Below are 17,173 nucleotides of genomic sequence, written 5' to 3' on the forward strand. Positions count from 1 at the left end.
CGCGTGGCGGGTTGAGCCCGCCCGGTTTACGGAAGCGCGAGGCCTGTTTCACGAAGCAGCCGCGCCAGCGCGATCAGCGGCAGGCCCACCAGCGCAGTCGGATCACTGCTGTCGATACGCTCGAACAGCGAAATCCCCAAACCTTCGCACTTGAAGCTGCCGGCGCAATCCAGCGGCATCTCCCGCTTCACGTAGCGGGCGATTTCCGTCAGCGTGAGCGACCGGAACCGCACGCGGGTGGTATCCAGATACGTGTGGCGGCGTCCTTCGCGGGTGTCGAACAGGCACAGTCCGGTATGGAAACGCACCTCGTGGCCCGCGCAGTCGGCCAGCTGGGCCTGCGCTCCCTCGACCGTGCCGGGCTTGCCCAATGCGCGGCCGTCGAGCTCGGCGATCTGGTCCGAACCGATCACCAGCGCTTCGCCGAGCCCCCGCGCCGCACCTTCCGCCTTGGCGACCGCCAGCCGCAGGGCGCCCTCGGCCGGGGCTTCGCCGGTCATCAGGGTTTCGTCGGTGCCGGGCGCGCGCTGCTCGAACTCCGGCACCAGCCGGCGCAACAGTTCGGCGCGGTAACGCGACGTGGAGCCCAGTACCAGCAGGGTCATACGTCCGATTCGCGACGGATGTGTTCGCGCATGGCGTCGTCCAGTTCGTGGTGCGCGCGCTCCAGCGCCTTTACCAGCGGGCGCAGCCGGGCGCGGGTCTGGCTCATGTCGGCGGCGGCCTCGTCCAGGCCCTGCTGGCTCGCATCGGGGGCGCAGTCGCGGATCCACAACCGCTGCTGCAGCAGCGAACGCAGGCCGGCGTCGATCGCCTGCTTGGCTTCCTGCTCGCCGGCGGCCGGCTGGTCGGGGTTGAAGGACATCACCGCATGGGCCTGCTTGAGGCCCTTGCGGCAGGTCTTCAGGTCCGCTTCCAGCTGGTCGGCCAGCTCCAGCAGCCGGTGCATGCTGTGGCGACGCCGCTCCAGCCGCCGCCGCCGTCCGGCCAGCACGAGCGCGCCGGCGCCCACCAGCAGCAGGCACATCGCGGCGAGGCCAAAGGCGAGGGAAGCGGGCACGAGGACAACCGGTTACGATCGGAAGGGCAGTCTGCCGCAGTCCCGTCGGGAGGCAAAGCCCGTAGTGGTGCGGTTGACTTGAACCCCCGCCGACCCTAAGATTTCGCGATTATGTCCGTGACACTGCCAGAGTCCGTGGACGCTTGGCGCATGGTCTCGGCGCGGCGTTCGTTTGCCGGAGCGCTTCCCGTGGCCGCCATGTCCCGTCTGTGCGGGATGCTGGCGGGCAACGAAGGAGCGGCGCAGTACACACTGGACTTCGGTCGCGACGACTTCGGCACGGCCTACCTTCAGGTGCACGTCGAGGCGCCGCTGACGCTGACCTGTCAGCGTACGCTGGAACCGTTCGTGCTGCCCCTGACGGTGGACAGCCGGCTCGGCCTGATCCGCAGCGAGCGCGAGGAGGCGGCCCTGCCGCCGGGCTGCGAACCGCTGCTGGTCGAGGACGACGGCAAGCTGGACCTGGCCGCCGTGATCGAGGACGAATTGCTTTTGGCAGTGCCGCTGGTGCCGGTCAATCCGGACAGCAGCCTGCCACCCGAGGTGACTGGCCCCGGCCCGGAGGAATCCGTGTCGGAGCCCAACGACAACCCGTTCGCGGTTCTGCGCGAACTCAAGAAAACCGATTGAAGCCGGAGATACACCCATGGCCGTTGCCAAGAGCCGCAAGACCCCGTCCACCCGCGGCATGCGTCGTTCGCACGACAAGCTCAAGACCGTGCAGCTGGCGACCGACCCGACCAGCGGCGAGGTGCACCTGCGCCACCACGTCACCAAGGACGGCTACTACCGTGGCAAGAAGGTGATCGACACCGCCGCGGCCGTCGACGCCGAGTAAGCGGCTTCCATCGGACGCAACCCTGGCGGCGCGGCGACGCGCCGCTTTGCGTTTCGGCGTCCGCGAACGTAACGTTGCGGCTCCGGCGTGGCCTGGCCATCGCCCCCGCATGCAGATGGAAAGTCCATGGCTTCGACCTACGCCCGCATCATCGGCACCGGCAGCGCGCTGCCCGAACGCGTCCTGAGCAATTTCGACCTGGAGAAGTTCGTCGAAACCAGTGACGAATGGATCCAGAGCCGCACCGGCATCCGCCAGCGCCACGTGGCCGCCGAGGGCGAAACCACCGGCGACCTGGCCTTCCTCGCCGCCGAGCGCGCGCTTGCCGCCGCCGGCGTCAAGGCCTCCGAACTCGACCTGATCATCCTGGGCACCACCACGCCCGACCTGATCTTTCCCTCGACCGCCTGCCTGGTGCAGAACCGCCTGGGCGCCAACGGCTGCGCCGCGTTCGACGTCAACGCCGCTTGCTCGGGTTTCGTCTATGCGCTGGGCGTGGCGGACAAGTTCATCCGCAGCGGCCAGACCAAGAAGGCGCTGGTGATTGGCGCCGAGACGCTGACGCGCATGGTCGACTGGAAAGAGCGCGAGACCTGCGTGCTGTTCGGCGATGGCGCCGGCGCGGTGGTGCTCGAGGCAAGCGACGAGCCGGGCATCTATGCCACCTGCCTGCATGCCGACGGTGGCTACAAGGAACTGCTGTGGAACCCGGTCGGCGTGTCGGTCGGCTTCCGCGACGAGCCCAATCACGGCGTGCGCATCAAGATGGCGGGCCGCGAGGTGTTCAAGGTCGCGGTCAAGACGCTCGACTCGCTGGTCGAGCAGACCCTGAAGGCCGCCGGCATGGAGGCCTCGCAGCTGGACTGGCTGATCCCGCACCAGGCCAATCTGCGCATCATCGAGGCGACGGCCAAGCGCCTGAACATGTCGATGGATCAGGTCATCGTGACCGTCGACAAGCACGCCAACACCTCGTCGGGCTCGGTGCCGTTGGCGCTGGACTACGCGGTACGCTCGGGCAAGGTGCAGCGCGGCCAGAACCTGCTGCTGGAAGCCTTTGGCGGCGGCTTTACCTGGGCGTCGGCGCTGCTGCGCTACTGAGCCGTGCCAGTCACTCACGCGATGCCGCCTTCGGGCGGCATCGTTGTTTCCGGACTGAGGCAGCTGTTCCTTTTATCCGCTCTGCGGTCCTCGTCTTCCGCGCCGGGAACGATTGAAGGCGGGACATCCGGTGAGCAGGTCTGCATCGTCACGGGATCTCCGATCGCGAGCCTTCCCGCGCGCGCGGGGGAGGGTGCCGACGGGCGGATGGGGGAAGCTTTGCGAAGACGCCAGGCCATGCGCGCCAATCCGATACGGCTGCGTACGCACGCCGCTGCTGGCATCATCGCTTTTTTGCCTTTGACGGATCGACACCGATGACCGATACCTCCGCCTCGCTCGCCTTCGTCTTCCCCGGCCAGGGCTCGCAATCGGTCGGCATGCTGGCCGACCTGGCCGCCGCGCACGCGGAAGTGCGGGCGACGTTCGAGGAAGCCTCCCAGGGCGCCGGCGTCGACCTCTGGCAGCTCAGCCAGCAGGGGCCGGAAGACCAGCTCAACCGCACCGAAAACACCCAGCCGGCGCTGCTGGCGGCGAGCGTGGCGGTATGGCGGGTGTGGAACAAGCTCGGTGGCGCGCGGCCGGCGCAGCTTTCCGGCCACAGCCTGGGCGAGTACAGCGCGCTGGTCTGTGCCGGCGCCCTGTCCCTGCACGATGCCGCCGCGCTGGTGGCCGAGCGTGGCCGCCTGATGCAGGCGGCGGTGCCTGCCGGCGTCGGCGCGATGGCGGCGATCCTCGGCGGTGACGATGCGCAGATCGCGCAGGTGTGCGAAGAGGTCGCGCAGGACCAGGTGGTCTCGCCGGCCAACTACAACTCTCCCGGCCAATTGGTGATCGCCGGCAACGCCGAGGCGGTCGACCGCGCGCTGGCCAAGCTCGCCGAGCTGGGTGTGAAGAAAGCGGTCAAGCTGGCCGTGTCGGTGCCCTCGCACTGCGCACTGATGCGCGAGGCCGCTGATCGCCTGGGCGAACGCATGGCCAGGATCGAGTGGTCGCTGCCGGCCGTGCCCGTCGTGCAGAACGCCGAGGCGCGCAGCTATGGCAGTGTGGAGGAGATCCGCGGCGCGCTGCAGCGCCAGCTCTACCTCCCCGTACGCTGGACCGAATGCGTGCAGGCGCTCGCCGGCAACGGCGCCACCCGCGTGCTCGAATGCGGCCCGGGCAAGGTGCTCTCGGGCCTCATCAAGCGCATCGACAAGGGCCTGGATGCGCGTGCCATCGGCGCGCCGGCCGAGCTGGAGTCCGCGCTCGCCTGATACCACACCGCCTTGCAGGAGCCCGCTTGTGGACGATGCTTTGGCCGATCGGGACACGAGCATCGCCCGCAAGCGGGCTTCCACAAAGAACCTTTCTTCGCTTTCGATAAGGGCAAGACCATGAGCAATACGCTGCAAGGGGACATCGCACTCGTCACCGGCGCCAGCCGCGGTATCGGCGCGGCGATCGCCGACGAGCTGGCCGCCATGGGCGCCACCGTGATCGGTACCGCCACCAGCGAGAATGGCGCCAAGGCCATTGATGAGCGCCTGACGGCGAACGGCGGACACGGCCGTGTGCTGGACGTTACCGACGGCGCGGCTGTCGAGGCGCTGATCGATGCGATCGCCAAGGAGTTCGGCGCGGTGTCGGTGCTGGTCAACAATGCCGGCATCACGCGCGACCAGTTGCTGATGCGCATGAAGGACGAGGACTGGCAGGCGATCATCGATACCAACCTGACCTCGGTCTATCGCACGTCCAAGGCGGTCATGCGCGGCATGATGAAGGCGAAGAAGGGCCGCATCATCTCGATCGCCTCGGTAATCGGCCTCACTGGCAACCCTGGCCAGGCAAACTACGCCGCGGCCAAGGCCGGCATCATCGCGTTCTCCAAATCGCTGGCGCGCGAGATCGGTTCGCGCGGCATCACCGTCAACGTGGTCGCGCCCGGTTTCATCGACACCGACATGACGCGTGCGCTGCCGGAAGAATCGAAGCAGGCGCTGCTCGGTCAGATCGCACTGGGCCGCCTGGGCGAGGCGAGCGACATCGCCAAGGCCGTCGGCTTCCTCGCTTCACCGGCCGCCGCCTACATCACCGGCGAAACGCTGCATGTCAACGGCGGCATGTACATGCCCTGACGTATGGAACAGTTGTCGCCAACGGCTCGTTTTTAGGCGACAATTGACCTTTCGCGCCGGCAGGAAAGCCGGCGCGTATTGACCCTGTCGGCGGAGCAATGGCGGCCTGGCCGCTTAGCCACTACAATTCGCCGTCCTTTGCCGGACCCGTGCCGGCCCGACAAAAAAGCACACCCCTTGGGAGGTTTGGCAACATGAGCACCATCGAAGAGCGCGTCAAGAAGATCGTCATCGAGCAGCTGGGCGTGAAGGAAGACGAAGTCACGGCGAACGCTTCGTTCGTGGACGACCTGGGCGCCGATTCGCTGGACACGGTGGAACTGGTGATGGCCCTCGAGGAAGAGTTCGAGACCGAGATCCCGGACGAAGAGGCCGAGAAGATCACCACCGTTCAGCAGGCCGTGGACTACATCAAGGCCCACACCAAGGACTGATCGGTTTCGTGGCCGGTGTCTGCGCTCATGTGGCGCGGATTCCGTTCACGTGGCGATACTGAAAGCTGCGCCACCTTGGCGCAGTTTTCGTTTCTGCGTTTTGAAACGTCCGATACCGTATGGTGGCTGGACTTGAGGCCGTTGCGCGGCAGCGAGCCTAAGAGAACACGTAAGGATTGAAATCCATGAGCGAACGACCCGTGAGTAGACGGCGTGTTGTAGTGACCGGCATGGGCATCATCTCGCCGGTCGGCAATGACATCGCCACCGCCTGGGACAACATCCTCAAGGGCAACAGCGGCATCGGGCAGGTGACGCATTTCGACGCCACTGGCTACGCCACCCGCATCGCCGGGCAGGTACGCGACTTCGACCCGGCACAGTGGATGCCACCGAAGGACGTCAAGAAAATGGACCCGTTCATCCATTACGGCATCGCCGCGGGCACCCAGGCGCTGCGTGATTCCGGGCTTGAGGTCACGGAAGCCAACGCGCCGCGCATCGGCGTGGCGGTCGGCGCCGGCATCGGCGGTCTGAACACCATCGAGGACACCTCGATCGAGCTGCACGAGAAGGGCCCGCGTCGTGTGTCGCCTTTCTTCGTGCCCAGCTCGATCATCAATATGGTCTCCGGCCACTTGTCGATCATGTTCGGACTGAAGGGCCCGAATATCGCTTGCGTCACCGCCTGCACCACGGCCACGCACAACATCGGCCTGGCCATGCGCATGATCCAGTACGGCGACGCCGACGTGATGATCGCCGGCGGCGCCGAGTTCGCCACGACCGGTACCGCGATGGCTGGCTTCTGCTCGGCCAAGGCCATGTCCACGCGCAACGACGAGCCGACCAAGGCGAGCCGTCCGTGGGACAAGGACCGCGACGGCTTCGTGCTGTCCGATGGCGCCGGCGTGCTGATGCTGGAGGAGTACGAGCACGCCAGGGCCCGCGGCGCAAAGATCTATGCCGAGCTGGTCGGCTTCGGCATGAGCGGCGACGCGTACCACATCACCGCGCCCAGCGAGGGCGGCGAAGGTGCCGCGCGCTGCATGCAGGCGGCGCTGGACGACGCCAACGTCAAGCCGACCGAGGTGCAGTACATCAACGCGCACGGCACCTCCACGCCGCTGGGCGATCTCGGCGAGGTGATGGCGGCGAAAAAGGTGTTCGGCGAGCACGCCTACAAGCTGGCGATGAGCTCGACCAAGTCGACCACCGGCCACCTGCTCGGTGCCGCTGGCGGCGTCGAGGCGATCTTCACCATCCTGGCGCTGCGCGACCAGGTGCTGCCGCCGACCATCAACCTGGACGAGCCGAGCGAAGGCTGCGACCTGGACTTCGTGCCGCACACCGCGCGCAAGGCCGATCTGGACGTCGCGATCTCCAACTCCTTCGGCTTCGGCGGTACCAACGGCACGCTCGTCTTCCGCCGCCACTAAGGCGGAAGCGTGGGCTGCCATCTGAGGGTCCTCGACGGCCGGCGCGACCTGCTCGCGCCGGCCGCCGCATTTGCGGACCGCTATCCCTGCCTGCTCGAAAGCGTGGTGCGCGGCACGGCGCAATCGCGCTACGACATCCTGTTTGGTTTTCCTCGCGAACAACTCATCCTGCACGGCGACGGCAGCGTCTGCAGGAGTCCGCTTGCAGGCGATGCTCAGGGCGTTGCAACCGGAGCATCGCCCGCAAGCGGGATCCTGCCGGGAGTCCGCTTCCTCGACGCACTCGACGCCGCGTGGCGGGCCGAGCGCATGCCCTCAGCGGAGGACGATCTGCCGTTCCACGGTGGGTGGGTGCTGATGCTTGCCTACGAGCTGGCCGCCGAGATCGAACCGCGGCTGCGCCTGCGCTCGTCCGCGCAGTTGCCCGTGGCGCTCGCGCTGCGTTGTCCGGCGGCGGTGATCGTCGATCACCTGCGTGAACGCACGCTGCTGGTCACCGAGGATGGTAGCGAGGCACTGCTTGATGCGATGGAGGCGGACCTCGCTGCGTCGCCTCCGGACTTCGCGCCTGCCGCACCGCGTTCCGTCGCGGAAGACGCTCCCGCGCACTTCCTCGACGGCGTGGCGCGCATCCACGATCACCTGCACGCGGGCGACATCTTCCAGGTCAATCTGTCGCGCGCCTGGCACGCACACTATGCCCAGCCACCGTCCGCCGCCGCGCTCTACGCGGCCTTGCGCAAGGCCAATCCGGCGCCGTTTGCGGGCCTGTTGCAGCAGCACGGCTGGGCGGTCGCCAGTTCCTCGCCGGAGCGGCTGGTCGAAGTACGCAATGGCATCGCGCAGACCCGCCCCATCGCTGGCACGCGTCCGCGGCTGGCGGGCGAGGACGACGCGGCGGGCGTCCGCGAGCTTGCCGCACATCCGAAGGAGTGCGCCGAGCACGTCATGCTGATCGACCTGGAGCGCAACGACCTGGGCCGGGTCTGCGTGCCCGGCACGGTCGAGGTCGACGAGCTGATGGTGGTGGAGAGCTACGCGCACGTGCACCACATCGTCTCCAATGTGCGCGGGCGCCTGCGCGAGGACGTGACGCCGGGGCAGGTGATCGCCGCGACCTTTCCGGGCGGCACCATCACCGGCTGCCCCAAGGTGCGTTGCATGGAGATCATCGCGGCGATCGAGGACACGCCGCGTGGCGCCTACACCGGGGCACTGGGCTATCTCGACCTTAGCGGCGAGCTGGATCTCAACATCCTGATCCGCACGCTCACCCAAATCGGTTCCGAGGTTACATTGCGTGCGGGCGCCGGCATCGTCGCCGACTCGGTCGCCGAGCGCGAGCTGGACGAAACCCGGGCCAAGGCCCGCGGCTTGCTGCTCGCATTGGGAGCGCCCGGTTGATCGCGCGCGTGCTGGTGGACGGCCGGGCGGAGGACCGGGTTTCCGTGCTGGACCGTGGGCTCGCCTACGGCGATGGGTTGTTCGAGACGATCCGTTTCCTCGGCGCCAAGGCGCCGCTCTGGCCGCGCCACATGCAACGCCTGCAGGACGGCTGCCGCCGGCTGTCTCTGTCGGTGCCGGCCCCTGCCATCCTGCTGGCCGAGGCGCAGGCCGTGTCGCGGGATCTGCCGCAGTCGGTCGTGCGCATCACGCTGACGCGGGGTACCGGCGAGCGCGGCTACAAGCCACCGGTGTCGGCGCAGGCCACCCGCATCGTCGCTGCCTTTGATCCGCCGCCGCGCGACGAGGCTGCCTGCGCCGAAGGTATCCGCGTGCGTCTGTGCGCCACGCGCCTGGCCTTGCAGCCGCGGCTTGCCGGCCTCAAGCACCTCAATCGCCTGGAGCAAGTGCTGGCGCGCGCCGAGTGGGACGATCCGGCGATTGCCGAGGGCTTGCTGTGCGACGCCGACGGCCTGGCGATATCTACCACCGCGGCCAATCTGTTCGCGGTTTTCGGTGGCGTGCTCGCCACACCGGCGGTCGATCGTTGCGGCATCGCGGGCGTGGCCCGGGCCGAAGTGCTGTCAGCCCGGCCGCACGCGCAGGTGCGCCCGATCACGCTGAAGGAACTGCGCCGGGCGGACGAACTCTTCCTATCCTCGAGCGTGCGCGGCATCCTGCCGGTTCGCGAACTGGACGGCCAGGCTTTTGCGGTCGGCGCGGTGACGCGCGCGCTGCAGTCGCATTGGCGCGAACTGGGTTTCTGAAGGAGTCCCCATGGGGCGCAAGAAAAGAAAAGGTCGAGCGGCCTGGCGGATCCTGGGTTGGCTGGTGCTGCTCGCCATGCTGGCCGCGCTGGTGGCCGGCTGGTACGACTTCGAGCGGTTCAGCCGCACGCCGCTGACGGTCGGGCCGCAGCGCCAGACGCTCGATGTGGAGCGCGGCAGTAGCCTGCGTGGCATCGTGGCGCAGCTGCGTAGCCGCAACCTCACCCGTGCGCCATCGTTGTACTGGCGCGTGCTGGCCGAACGCATGCGGGTCGCCGACCGGTTGCACGCCGGCGAGTACGCGCTCGATCCGGGCGTCACGCCTGGTCAGCTACTGGACGCCATGGCCGCCGGGCGCGTGCTGCAGCGCGACTTCACCATCGTCGATGGCTGGACCTTTCGCCAGTTGCGCGAGGCGCTGGCGAAGGTGCCGACCTTGCGCCATGACGATGCGGCACTGGACGATGCGGAAATCATGCGACGCATCGGTGCCCCTGGCGAGAAGCCCGAGGGGCGCTTCCTGCCCGAGACCTACGCCTACGTGAAGGGTGACGGCGACCTGGACATCCTCAAGCGCGCGCATCAGGCCATGGTCCGGGCACTGGCCGAGCTCTGGCCTGGGCGCGACAAGAATCTGCCGCTGGCTACGCCCTACGAGGCGCTGATCCTCGCTTCCATCGTCGAGAAGGAAACCGGGCGCGCCGACGAGCGGCCCAGGATTGCCGGCGTGTTCGTGCGCCGGCTGGAGAACCACATGCTGCTGCAGACCGATCCGGCGGTGATCTACGGCATGGGCGAGGCCTACGCCGGCAACATCCGCCGCAGCGACCTGCTCGCCGATACGCCCTATAACACCTACCTGCATGCGGGCCTGCCGCCCACACCGATCGCCCTGCCGGGACGGCCGGCGATCCAGGCCGCGCTGCATCCGGCGCCGGGCAAGGCCTTGTACTTCGTCGCCCGCGGCGACGGCAGCCACGTGTTCGCCAGCTCGCTGGCCGAGCACAACCGCAACGTCGCCTGCTACCAGCTGAAGCGTTGCCATGACTGAGGCGCGGCGCGGACGCTTCATTTCGCTCGAGGGTGGCGAAGGCGCCGGCAAGAGTACGTTGCTGGCCGGCTTGCGCGAACACATCGCGGGGCAGGGTGTCGACCTGGTGCAGACCCGCGAGCCGGGCGGCACGGCGGTGGGTGAGGCGGTCCGCGCGATCGTGCTCGATCCACAGGCAAGCGGCATGGCTGCCGAGACCGAGCTGCTTCTGATGTTCGCCTCGCGCGCCCAGCTCGTGCGCGAGACCATCGCGCCGGCCCTGGCAGCCGGACAATGGGTGCTTTGCGACCGCTACGTCGATGCCAGTTACGCCTATCAGGGCGGCGGTCGCGGCCAGCCCGCGGAGCGCATCGCGGAACTGGAACGCTGGGCCTGCGCCGGTGTGGCACCGGACCTCACGCTGCTGCTCGACCTGCCGGTGGCGACCGGTCGTGCGCGTGCCGCCGGGCGAGGCGAGGCGGACCGCATCGAAATCGAGGCCGATGCCTTCTTCGAACGCGTACGCGCCAGCTATCGCTCGCGCGCCGCCGCGGAGCCGGACCGTTTCCGTGTGATCGATGCCGGCCAGCCGCCCGAGGCCGTGTTGCGGGCGGCCATCGCGGCGCTTGCGCCGCTGCTCGCGGAGGACGCGGCATGACGTCACCGTCCTGGCACGAGGCGCATTGGCAACGGCTGCAATCGCGCCTGGCGCGCGAAGCACTGCCGCACGCGCTACTGCTGTGCGGTCCGGCGGGACTGGGCAAGCGTGCCTTCCTGCGCCGTTTCGTGCGTGGCCTGCTGTGCGAGCGCCCACGCGAGGGCGAAGCCTGCGGTCAGTGTCGTACCTGTCTGCTGCTCGATGCCGGCACCCACCCGGATTTCGTCACCATCAGCTACGGCCTGCGCAAGGACGGCGTGCAGCGCAAGGAGATCGTGGTCGAGCAGATCCGCGAGCTCTCTGCACGGCTGGCGATGGCCAGCCAGTTCGGCGGCTGGCAAGTGGTGGTGATCGATCCGGCCGATGCCATGAACACGGCCGCCGCCAATGCTCTGCTCAAGACGCTGGAGGAGCCCTCGCCGCAGACCCTGCTGCTGCTGGTCGCCGATGCGCCCTGGCGGCTGCCGCAAACCATCCGCAGTCGCTGCCAGCGGATCGAATTCCAGTTGCCCCGGCCGGCCGAGGCGATGGCCTGGCTCGCCGCGCAAGACGTGACCGATCCCGCGGCAGCACTGCAGGCGGCCGGCGGCAACCCGGGGCTGGCGCAGGCCTGGGCAGAGCAGGGCGCGCTGGCGCGCCGGCAGGCGGTGCGCAAGGACCTGGCCGCGCTGGCGGCCGGCCGCGCCGAACCGATGGAGGTGGCCCGCCGCTGGCTGGATGCCGAGCCGGAGCAGTGCCTGTGGTTTGCTGCGCAGGCCGCGGTCGACGAGGCCCGTGCCCGCGCGACCGGCGGTGCCACGCCGCTCGGCAGTCAGCTCGATGCCGAGGCGCTGGCCGACTGGTTCGCCGTTGCCAATCGCACGCGCGACGCCTTGCGCGGCCCGCTGCGCGGCGACCTGCTGCTGCTAGAGTTGCTCGCCGGCTGGCACTGACCCTGAGCCTTGCGGGTCGTTCCGGTCGTCAGCCTCACGCTACACGTAGTGCGAACGCGCGCTGCCGCAAGCTGCGCGCAACGACCGCCTGCGGCTTCCGGCCGGGGCGTTCCCCACACCCTGGCGCGGGAGGCGCCACGACATGCCGTTGAGCCCGGAGCTGTACAGCCCCGACGCGCGGACCCGCCTGCTGGTGGTCGCGCCGCACCCCGACGACGAAACCATCGGCACCGGCGAACTGCTGCAACTCGTGCGTGCAGCCGGCGGCGAGGTGCGCGTACTGCTGCTCACCGACGGTGACGACAACCCCTGGCCGCAACGCTGGCTTGAGCGCCGCCTGCGCATTGGCGATGTCGAGCGCGCGCGCTGGGGCAGGCGCCGTCGCGGCGAGGTCGCCGAGGCGCTGCGACGGCTGGACGTGCCGTTCGACGCGTTGCACGCGACGGGCTGGCCGGACATGGGGCTCACCACACTGGTGCGCGGGGATGCCTCGATGGCGCGCGCACGCCTGGTCGCCGAACTGGTGGATTTCGGACCGAACGTGGTCGCCCTGCCGGCGCTGTCCGACCGCCACCCCGACCACGGCAGTGCGCATGTCCTGATGCGGCTGGCGCTGGCCGACTGGGATGCCGAACCGCCGCTGCTGCTCAGTTACCTGGTGCATGGTCGCGGGGAGGCGGCGCCCGATATCGCATTGCCCGCTGCTGCCGAGCGCCACGCGGCCAAACTCGCCGCATTGACCGCCCATGGCAGCCAGATGGCATTGAGCGCGGGCCGCATGCGCCGGCTCACCGATCGCCCCGAGCGCTACGAACGGGTCGCCCGGCCTCCGGCTGACCGCGAAGCCGGCGCGCTGCCCTGGCGCCCCAGGGCCTGGCGCTCGCAGTTGCGGTTGACCATCGCCAGTCCGGACGGGGTACGCCATTGGCCCTGGGCGGACGCACCGCTGCGGCGCGACGGACAGGGAGGCTGGCGCCTGGCCGAAGTGCCGACCGCGCCGTGCTTCGCGCGCCTGGACATGCCTGTGCCGTCCCCCTGGATTTTCGACCGCTGGGGATGGTGCGAGCTGTAGTAGACACGCCGTGCGTAGGGTGGGCTTCAGCCCACCGGCCTTCTCGCGACCGTGGGCCTGGTGGGCTGAAGCCCACCCTGTGTGATGGGCCGCTTTGCGCCGGCCCATCACGCTCGCTACGATGCTCGGGCGCCGGCCGAAACCGGCTTGTTCGCTCCGGAGCCCAGCATGACCGCCACCGCCGCCCGTCAGGGCATCATCTCGCTGAAGATCAAGGACGCCGCGTCGCTATACAGCGCGTACATGCCGTTCCTGAAGAACGGCGGCCTGTTCGCGCCGACAGCGCAACGTTATGCGCTGGGCGACGAGGTGGTGCTGCTGATCACGCTGATGGATGAGACCGAGCGCCTGTCGGTCGTGGGCAAGGTCGCCTGGATCAGCCCGCTCGGGGCGCAGGGCAACCGCACAGCCGGCATCGGCGTGCATTTCAACGAATCCGGCGATGCCGAATCGGCGCGCCAGCGCATCGAAAACATCCTCGCCGGCGTGCTCGCCTCCGAGCGCCCGACCCACACCATGTGACGTCCCTTCCGCCAGCGCGCGCTCCGGCCGCGCGTTCGCCGCGTACTCACCCGCGATCTGCGAGAACGGGCTTGCACTAACCAATAACTGTCGCGTCCGCAATACTTGGCGTAGTCCCCGTACGCGCTGATACAATGCGGCGGTTACACGAAGGGATTTCGTGGAAATCGGGCGCTCGCGGCCCCCACGCGTGCGATCGTGGCCGGACAGCCCCTGCCGTGCGCGGCCTGCCGAATCGAACCAGCCGGATCGCCATCGTGGCGATCACTGATGCGCCCGAAGGGTGCGGAGGTACGTTGCATCGTGCTTGCTCAATACTGGCCCATCCTGCTGTTCATCGGCGTTGCCGCCGGCCTGGGCGTGGTGCTGCTGATCATCGGCATGCTCGCCGGCCCGCGCCGCCCCGCCGCGATCAAGCTCGCGCCCTACGAGTGCGGCTTCGAGGCTTTCGAAGACGCGCGCATGCGCTTCGACGTCCGCTATTACCTGCTGGCGATCCTGTTCATCATTTTCGACCTGGAAATCGCCTTCCTGTTTCCGTGGGCGGTGGTGTTCCAGCAGATCGGCATCGTGGCGCTGATCGAGATGGCGCTGTTCCTGCTGTTGCTGGTGGTCGGGTTTGCCTACGTGTGGAAGAAGGGAGCGCTGGAATGGGAGTGATGTCTTCCATCGACCGGGTGATGCACAACCCGGAGCCGTTGAACCTGGTCGACGACATCCTGCGCCCGGCCGAGGACAACCCGGTCGTGCAGCGCGGCTTCGCCACCACCTCGGTCGATGCGCTGATGAACTGGGCGCGCACCGGTTCCATGTGGCCGATGACCTTTGGCCTGGCCTGCTGCGCGGTCGAGATGATGCACGCCGGCGCCGCGCGCCTGGACCTGGACCGCTACGGCGTGATCTTCCGCCCCAGCCCGCGCCAGTCCGACGTGATGATCGTGGCCGGCACGCTGGTCAACAAGATGGCGCCGGCGCTGCGCCGCGTGTACGACCAGATGCCCGACCCGAAGTGGGTGATCTCGATGGGCAGCTGCGCCAACGGCGGCGGCTACTACCACTATTCCTACTCGGTGGTGCGTGGCTGCGACCGCATCGTGCCGGTGGACATCTACGTGCCGGGCTGCCCGCCGACGGCCGAGGCGCTCATCCACGGCATCCTGCAGTTGCAGAAGAAGATCCGCCGCACCAGCACGATCGCCCGCGGCTAAGGCCCTACGCCATGACCGATACGCAAAACACCTCGCTCGCCGCGCGCCTTGCGGCGCGGTTCGGCGACACCCTGTCGCTACTGCCGGCCCGTGGCGGTGAACTCACCGCCGAACTGGCGGCTGCCGACCTGCTGAGCGTCGCCACCGCGCTGCGCGACGAGCCGGAGTTCCGCTTCGAGCAGCTGATCGACGTCTGCGGCGTGGACTATCTCGGCTACGGCCAGGACGAATGGGCCACCGAGACGGTCACGGCCACGGGCTTCTCCCGCGGCGTGGAAGGCCAGGCCATGGGCCGCTTTAACTGGGCCGAGCGGCCCCGCGACGCCAACATGCCGCGCCGCTTCGCTTCGGTCGTGCACCTGCTTTCGGTCGCGAACAACCGACGCCTGCGCCTGCGCGTGTTCTGCGAGGACGACGCGCTGCCGATGGTGCCCTCGCTCACCGGCATCTGGCCCGTTGCCAACTGGTTCGAACGCGAGGCGTTCGACCTGTTCGGCATCATCTTCGACGGCCATCCGGACCTGCGCCGCATCCTCACCGACTACGGCTTCGTCGGCCATCCGTTCCGCAAGGACTTCCCTCTGATCGGCAACGTCGAGGTCCGCTACGACGCCGAGCAGCAGCGCGTGGTCTACCAGCCGGTGACCATCGAGCCGCGCGTGTTGGTGCCGCGCGTGATCCGTGACGACGCCGACCTCATCCAGGCCAAGGCCGAAGCCGCCGACGACTGGCGGAGGAACTGACATGCAGGAAATCCGCAACTACACGATGAACTTCGGCCCGCAGCATCCGGCCGCGCACGGCGTTCTGCGCCTGGTGCTGGAGATGGACGGCGAGACCGTGGTGCGCGCCGACCCGCATGTGGGCCTGCTCCACCGCGGCACCGAGAAGCTGGCCGAGTCCAAGCCGTTCAACCAGTCGATCGGCTACATGGATCGCCTGGACTACGTGTCGATGATGTGCAACGAGCACGCCTACGTGCGCGCGATCGAGACCCTGCTGGGGATCGAGGCGCCCGAGCGTGCGCAGTACATCCGCACGATGTTCGACGAGATCACCCGCATCCTGAACCACCTGATGTGGATCGGCTCCAACGCGCTCGACCTTGGCGCGATGGCGGTGTTCCTGTACGCGTTCCGCGAGCGCGAGGAGCTGATGGACGTCTACGAGGCGGTCTCGGGCGCGCGCATGCACGCGACCTACTACCGTCCGGGCGGCGTCTACCGCGACCTGCCCGACCGCATGCCGCAGTACAAGGAATCGCCCTGGCACAAGGGCGCAGATCTGAAGCGCATCAACGCGGCGCGCGAAGGCTCGATGCTCGACTTCATCGAGGAGTTCACCCGCATCTTCCCGTCGCGTGTGGACGAGTACGAGGACCTGCTCACCACCAACCGCATCTGGAAGCAGCGCACGGTCGGCATCGGCGTGATCAGCCCGGAGATGGCCAAGGCCTGGGGCATGACCGGCGCGATGATCCGCGGCTCGGGCGTCGAGTGGGACCTGCGCAAGAAGCAGCCTTATGCCAAGTACGCCGAGATGGATTTCGACATCCCGGTCGGCGTCAACGGTGACTGCTACGACCGCTACCTGGTGCGCGTGGAAGAGATGCGCCAGTCCAACCGCATCATCAAGCAGTGCGTGGATTGGCTGCGTGCCAATCCGGGCCCGGTGATGGTGACCAACTTCAAGGTCGCGCCGCCGTCGCGCGCCGAGATGAAGGAGAGCATGGAAGCGCTCATCCATCACTTCAAGCTGTTCACCGAGGGCTACGGCGTGCCCGCCGGCGAGACGTACTGCGCGGTCGAGGCGCCCAAGGGCGAGTTCGGCTGCTACCTGGTTTCCGACGGCGCCAACAAGCCCTTCCGCGTGCACCTGCGCGCGCCGGGCTTCGCCCACCTCTCGTCGATGGACGCCACCGTCAAGGGCCACATGCTGGCCGACGTGGTGGCGATGATCGGCACCTACGATCTCGTGTTCGGCGAAGTTGACCGCTAAGCCGGCACCACGGAGATTCCCCCATGAAGGCCACCAACAACTACGAGCAGGTCAAGCACGTCGATCCGCTCGTCGTGCTCAGCGACCACACGCGCCACCACATCGACGAATGGGTCGCCAAGTTCCCTCCGGACCGCAAGCGCTCGGCGCTGATCCAGGGATTGTTCGCCGCGCAGGAGCAGAACCAGGGCTTCCTCACCGACGAGCTGATCACGGCGGTGACCAAGTACCTCGAGTTGCCCGCGATCTGGGGCTACGAGGTGGCGAGCTTCTATTCGATGCTCGAGACCAAGCCGGTTGGCCGCAACAACGTCGCCATCTGCACCAACATCTCGTGCTGGCTCAACGGGGCCGAAGGGTTGGTGCGCCATTGCGAGAACAAGCTCGGCATCAAGCTGGGCGAAAGCACGCAGGACGGCCGCGTGTACCTCAAGAGAGAAGAGGAATGCATTGCCGCCTGCGTGTACGCGCCGGCGATGACGGTCAATGGGCACTACCACGAGCATCTCACGCCCGAGAAGCTCGACGAGATCCTGGACGGGCTGGAGTAA

The 17,173-nt window shown here is 68.1% G+C and carries 21 protein-coding genes; 19 read left to right on the plus strand and 2 right to left on the minus strand.

The window, feature by feature from the left end; translation table 11 throughout:
• Positions 1-26 precede the first annotated feature (26 nt).
• Positions 27-605, minus strand: coding sequence for a Maf family protein (locus J7I44_RS01310; RefSeq protein ID WP_209614710.1), 579 nt, complete (start codon positions 603-605; stop codon positions 27-29).
• Positions 602-1,060: a hypothetical protein gene (locus tag J7I44_RS01315; protein WP_209614712.1), complete on the minus strand. Its 459-nt coding sequence runs from the start codon at positions 1,058-1,060 to the stop codon at positions 602-604. Before J7I44_RS01315 ends, J7I44_RS01310 begins: the two co-directional genes overlap by 4 nt.
• A gap of 111 nt (positions 1,061-1,171) precedes the next feature.
• On the opposite strand from J7I44_RS01315, the gene J7I44_RS01320 reads away from it, so the two are divergent.
• The 19 genes from J7I44_RS01320 (at position 1,172) to nuoE (ending at position 17,173) form a co-directional block, all read left to right on the plus strand.
• Positions 1,172-1,690 (plus strand): YceD family protein, encoded by a 519-nt coding sequence (locus J7I44_RS01320; RefSeq protein WP_245187834.1) that lies wholly within the window; start codon positions 1,172-1,174, stop codon positions 1,688-1,690.
• Between the two features lie 16 nt (positions 1,691-1,706).
• Positions 1,707-1,898 (plus strand): 50S ribosomal protein L32, encoded by a 192-nt coding sequence (gene rpmF / locus J7I44_RS01325; RefSeq protein WP_091336642.1) that lies wholly within the window; start codon positions 1,707-1,709, stop codon positions 1,896-1,898.
• Positions 1,899-2,024: 126 nt separating this feature from the next.
• Positions 2,025-2,999, plus strand: coding sequence for a beta-ketoacyl-ACP synthase III (locus J7I44_RS01330; RefSeq protein WP_209614715.1), 975 nt, complete (start codon positions 2,025-2,027; stop codon positions 2,997-2,999).
• 317 nt (positions 3,000-3,316) lie between these two features.
• Complete coding sequence (gene fabD, locus J7I44_RS01335; protein WP_209614717.1) at positions 3,317-4,255, plus strand: ACP S-malonyltransferase; 939 nt, start codon at positions 3,317-3,319, stop codon at positions 4,253-4,255.
• Positions 4,256-4,375: 120 nt separating this feature from the next.
• Complete coding sequence (fabG, locus tag J7I44_RS01340; RefSeq protein WP_209614719.1) at positions 4,376-5,119, plus strand: 3-oxoacyl-ACP reductase FabG; 744 nt, start codon at positions 4,376-4,378, stop codon at positions 5,117-5,119.
• A 194-nt stretch (positions 5,120-5,313) separates the two neighbouring features.
• Positions 5,314-5,553, plus strand: a complete 240-nt coding sequence (gene acpP / locus J7I44_RS01345) for an acyl carrier protein (RefSeq protein ID WP_091336635.1) — start codon at positions 5,314-5,316, stop codon at positions 5,551-5,553.
• 200 nt (positions 5,554-5,753) lie between these two features.
• Positions 5,754-6,992 carry a beta-ketoacyl-ACP synthase II gene (gene fabF, locus J7I44_RS01350; protein WP_342451861.1) on the plus strand — a complete coding sequence of 413 codons (1,239 nt, stop codon included), beginning with the start codon at positions 5,754-5,756 and terminating at the stop codon, positions 6,990-6,992.
• A 9-nt stretch (positions 6,993-7,001) separates the two neighbouring features.
• Positions 7,002-8,396, plus strand: a complete 1,395-nt coding sequence (locus J7I44_RS01355) for an aminodeoxychorismate synthase component I (RefSeq protein ID WP_209614723.1) — start codon at positions 7,002-7,004, stop codon at positions 8,394-8,396.
• Complete coding sequence (pabC, locus tag J7I44_RS01360; protein WP_209614725.1) at positions 8,393-9,202, plus strand: aminodeoxychorismate lyase; 810 nt, start codon at positions 8,393-8,395, stop codon at positions 9,200-9,202. Before J7I44_RS01355 ends, pabC begins: the two co-directional genes overlap by 4 nt.
• Positions 9,203-9,212: 10 nt before the next feature.
• Complete coding sequence (mltG, locus tag J7I44_RS01365; protein WP_209614726.1) at positions 9,213-10,253, plus strand: endolytic transglycosylase MltG; 1,041 nt, start codon at positions 9,213-9,215, stop codon at positions 10,251-10,253.
• Positions 10,246-10,890: a dTMP kinase gene (gene tmk / locus J7I44_RS01370; protein WP_209614729.1), complete on the plus strand. Its 645-nt coding sequence runs from the start codon at positions 10,246-10,248 to the stop codon at positions 10,888-10,890. The genes mltG and tmk overlap by 8 nt, the downstream gene beginning before the upstream one ends.
• Positions 10,887-11,822 carry a DNA polymerase III subunit delta' gene (gene holB / locus J7I44_RS01375; RefSeq protein WP_209614731.1) on the plus strand — a complete coding sequence of 312 codons (936 nt, stop codon included), beginning with the start codon at positions 10,887-10,889 and terminating at the stop codon, positions 11,820-11,822. Before tmk ends, holB begins: the two co-directional genes overlap by 4 nt.
• Positions 11,823-11,964: 142 nt before the next feature.
• Positions 11,965-12,894 (plus strand): PIG-L deacetylase family protein, encoded by a 930-nt coding sequence (locus J7I44_RS01380; protein WP_209614733.1) that lies wholly within the window; start codon positions 11,965-11,967, stop codon positions 12,892-12,894.
• 168 nt (positions 12,895-13,062) lie between these two features.
• A complete protein-coding gene (locus J7I44_RS01385) occupies positions 13,063-13,416 on the plus strand; it encodes a PilZ domain-containing protein (RefSeq protein WP_209614738.1) in 354 nt (117 codons plus the stop codon).
• A gap of 303 nt (positions 13,417-13,719) precedes the next feature.
• Positions 13,720-14,076: an NADH-quinone oxidoreductase subunit A gene (locus J7I44_RS01390; RefSeq protein ID WP_342451862.1), complete on the plus strand. Its 357-nt coding sequence runs from the start codon at positions 13,720-13,722 to the stop codon at positions 14,074-14,076.
• Entirely contained in the window at positions 14,067-14,624 is a 558-nt protein-coding gene (locus tag J7I44_RS01395; protein WP_231349022.1) for a NuoB/complex I 20 kDa subunit family protein, read from the plus strand. Before J7I44_RS01390 ends, J7I44_RS01395 begins: the two co-directional genes overlap by 10 nt.
• 11 nt (positions 14,625-14,635) lie before the next feature.
• Complete coding sequence (locus J7I44_RS01400; protein WP_209614740.1) at positions 14,636-15,367, plus strand: NADH-quinone oxidoreductase subunit C; 732 nt, start codon at positions 14,636-14,638, stop codon at positions 15,365-15,367.
• Between the two features lies 1 nt (position 15,368).
• Positions 15,369-16,622, plus strand: a complete 1,254-nt coding sequence (locus J7I44_RS01405; RefSeq protein ID WP_209614742.1) for an NADH-quinone oxidoreductase subunit D — start codon at positions 15,369-15,371, stop codon at positions 16,620-16,622.
• Between the two features lie 23 nt (positions 16,623-16,645).
• Positions 16,646-17,173: an NADH-quinone oxidoreductase subunit NuoE gene (gene nuoE / locus J7I44_RS01410; protein ID WP_209614744.1), complete on the plus strand. Its 528-nt coding sequence runs from the start codon at positions 16,646-16,648 to the stop codon at positions 17,171-17,173.

It is taken from the genome of Frateuria flava (genome assembly GCF_017837635.1).
GTDB lineage: Bacteria > Pseudomonadota > Gammaproteobacteria > Xanthomonadales > Rhodanobacteraceae > Frateuria_A > Frateuria_A flava.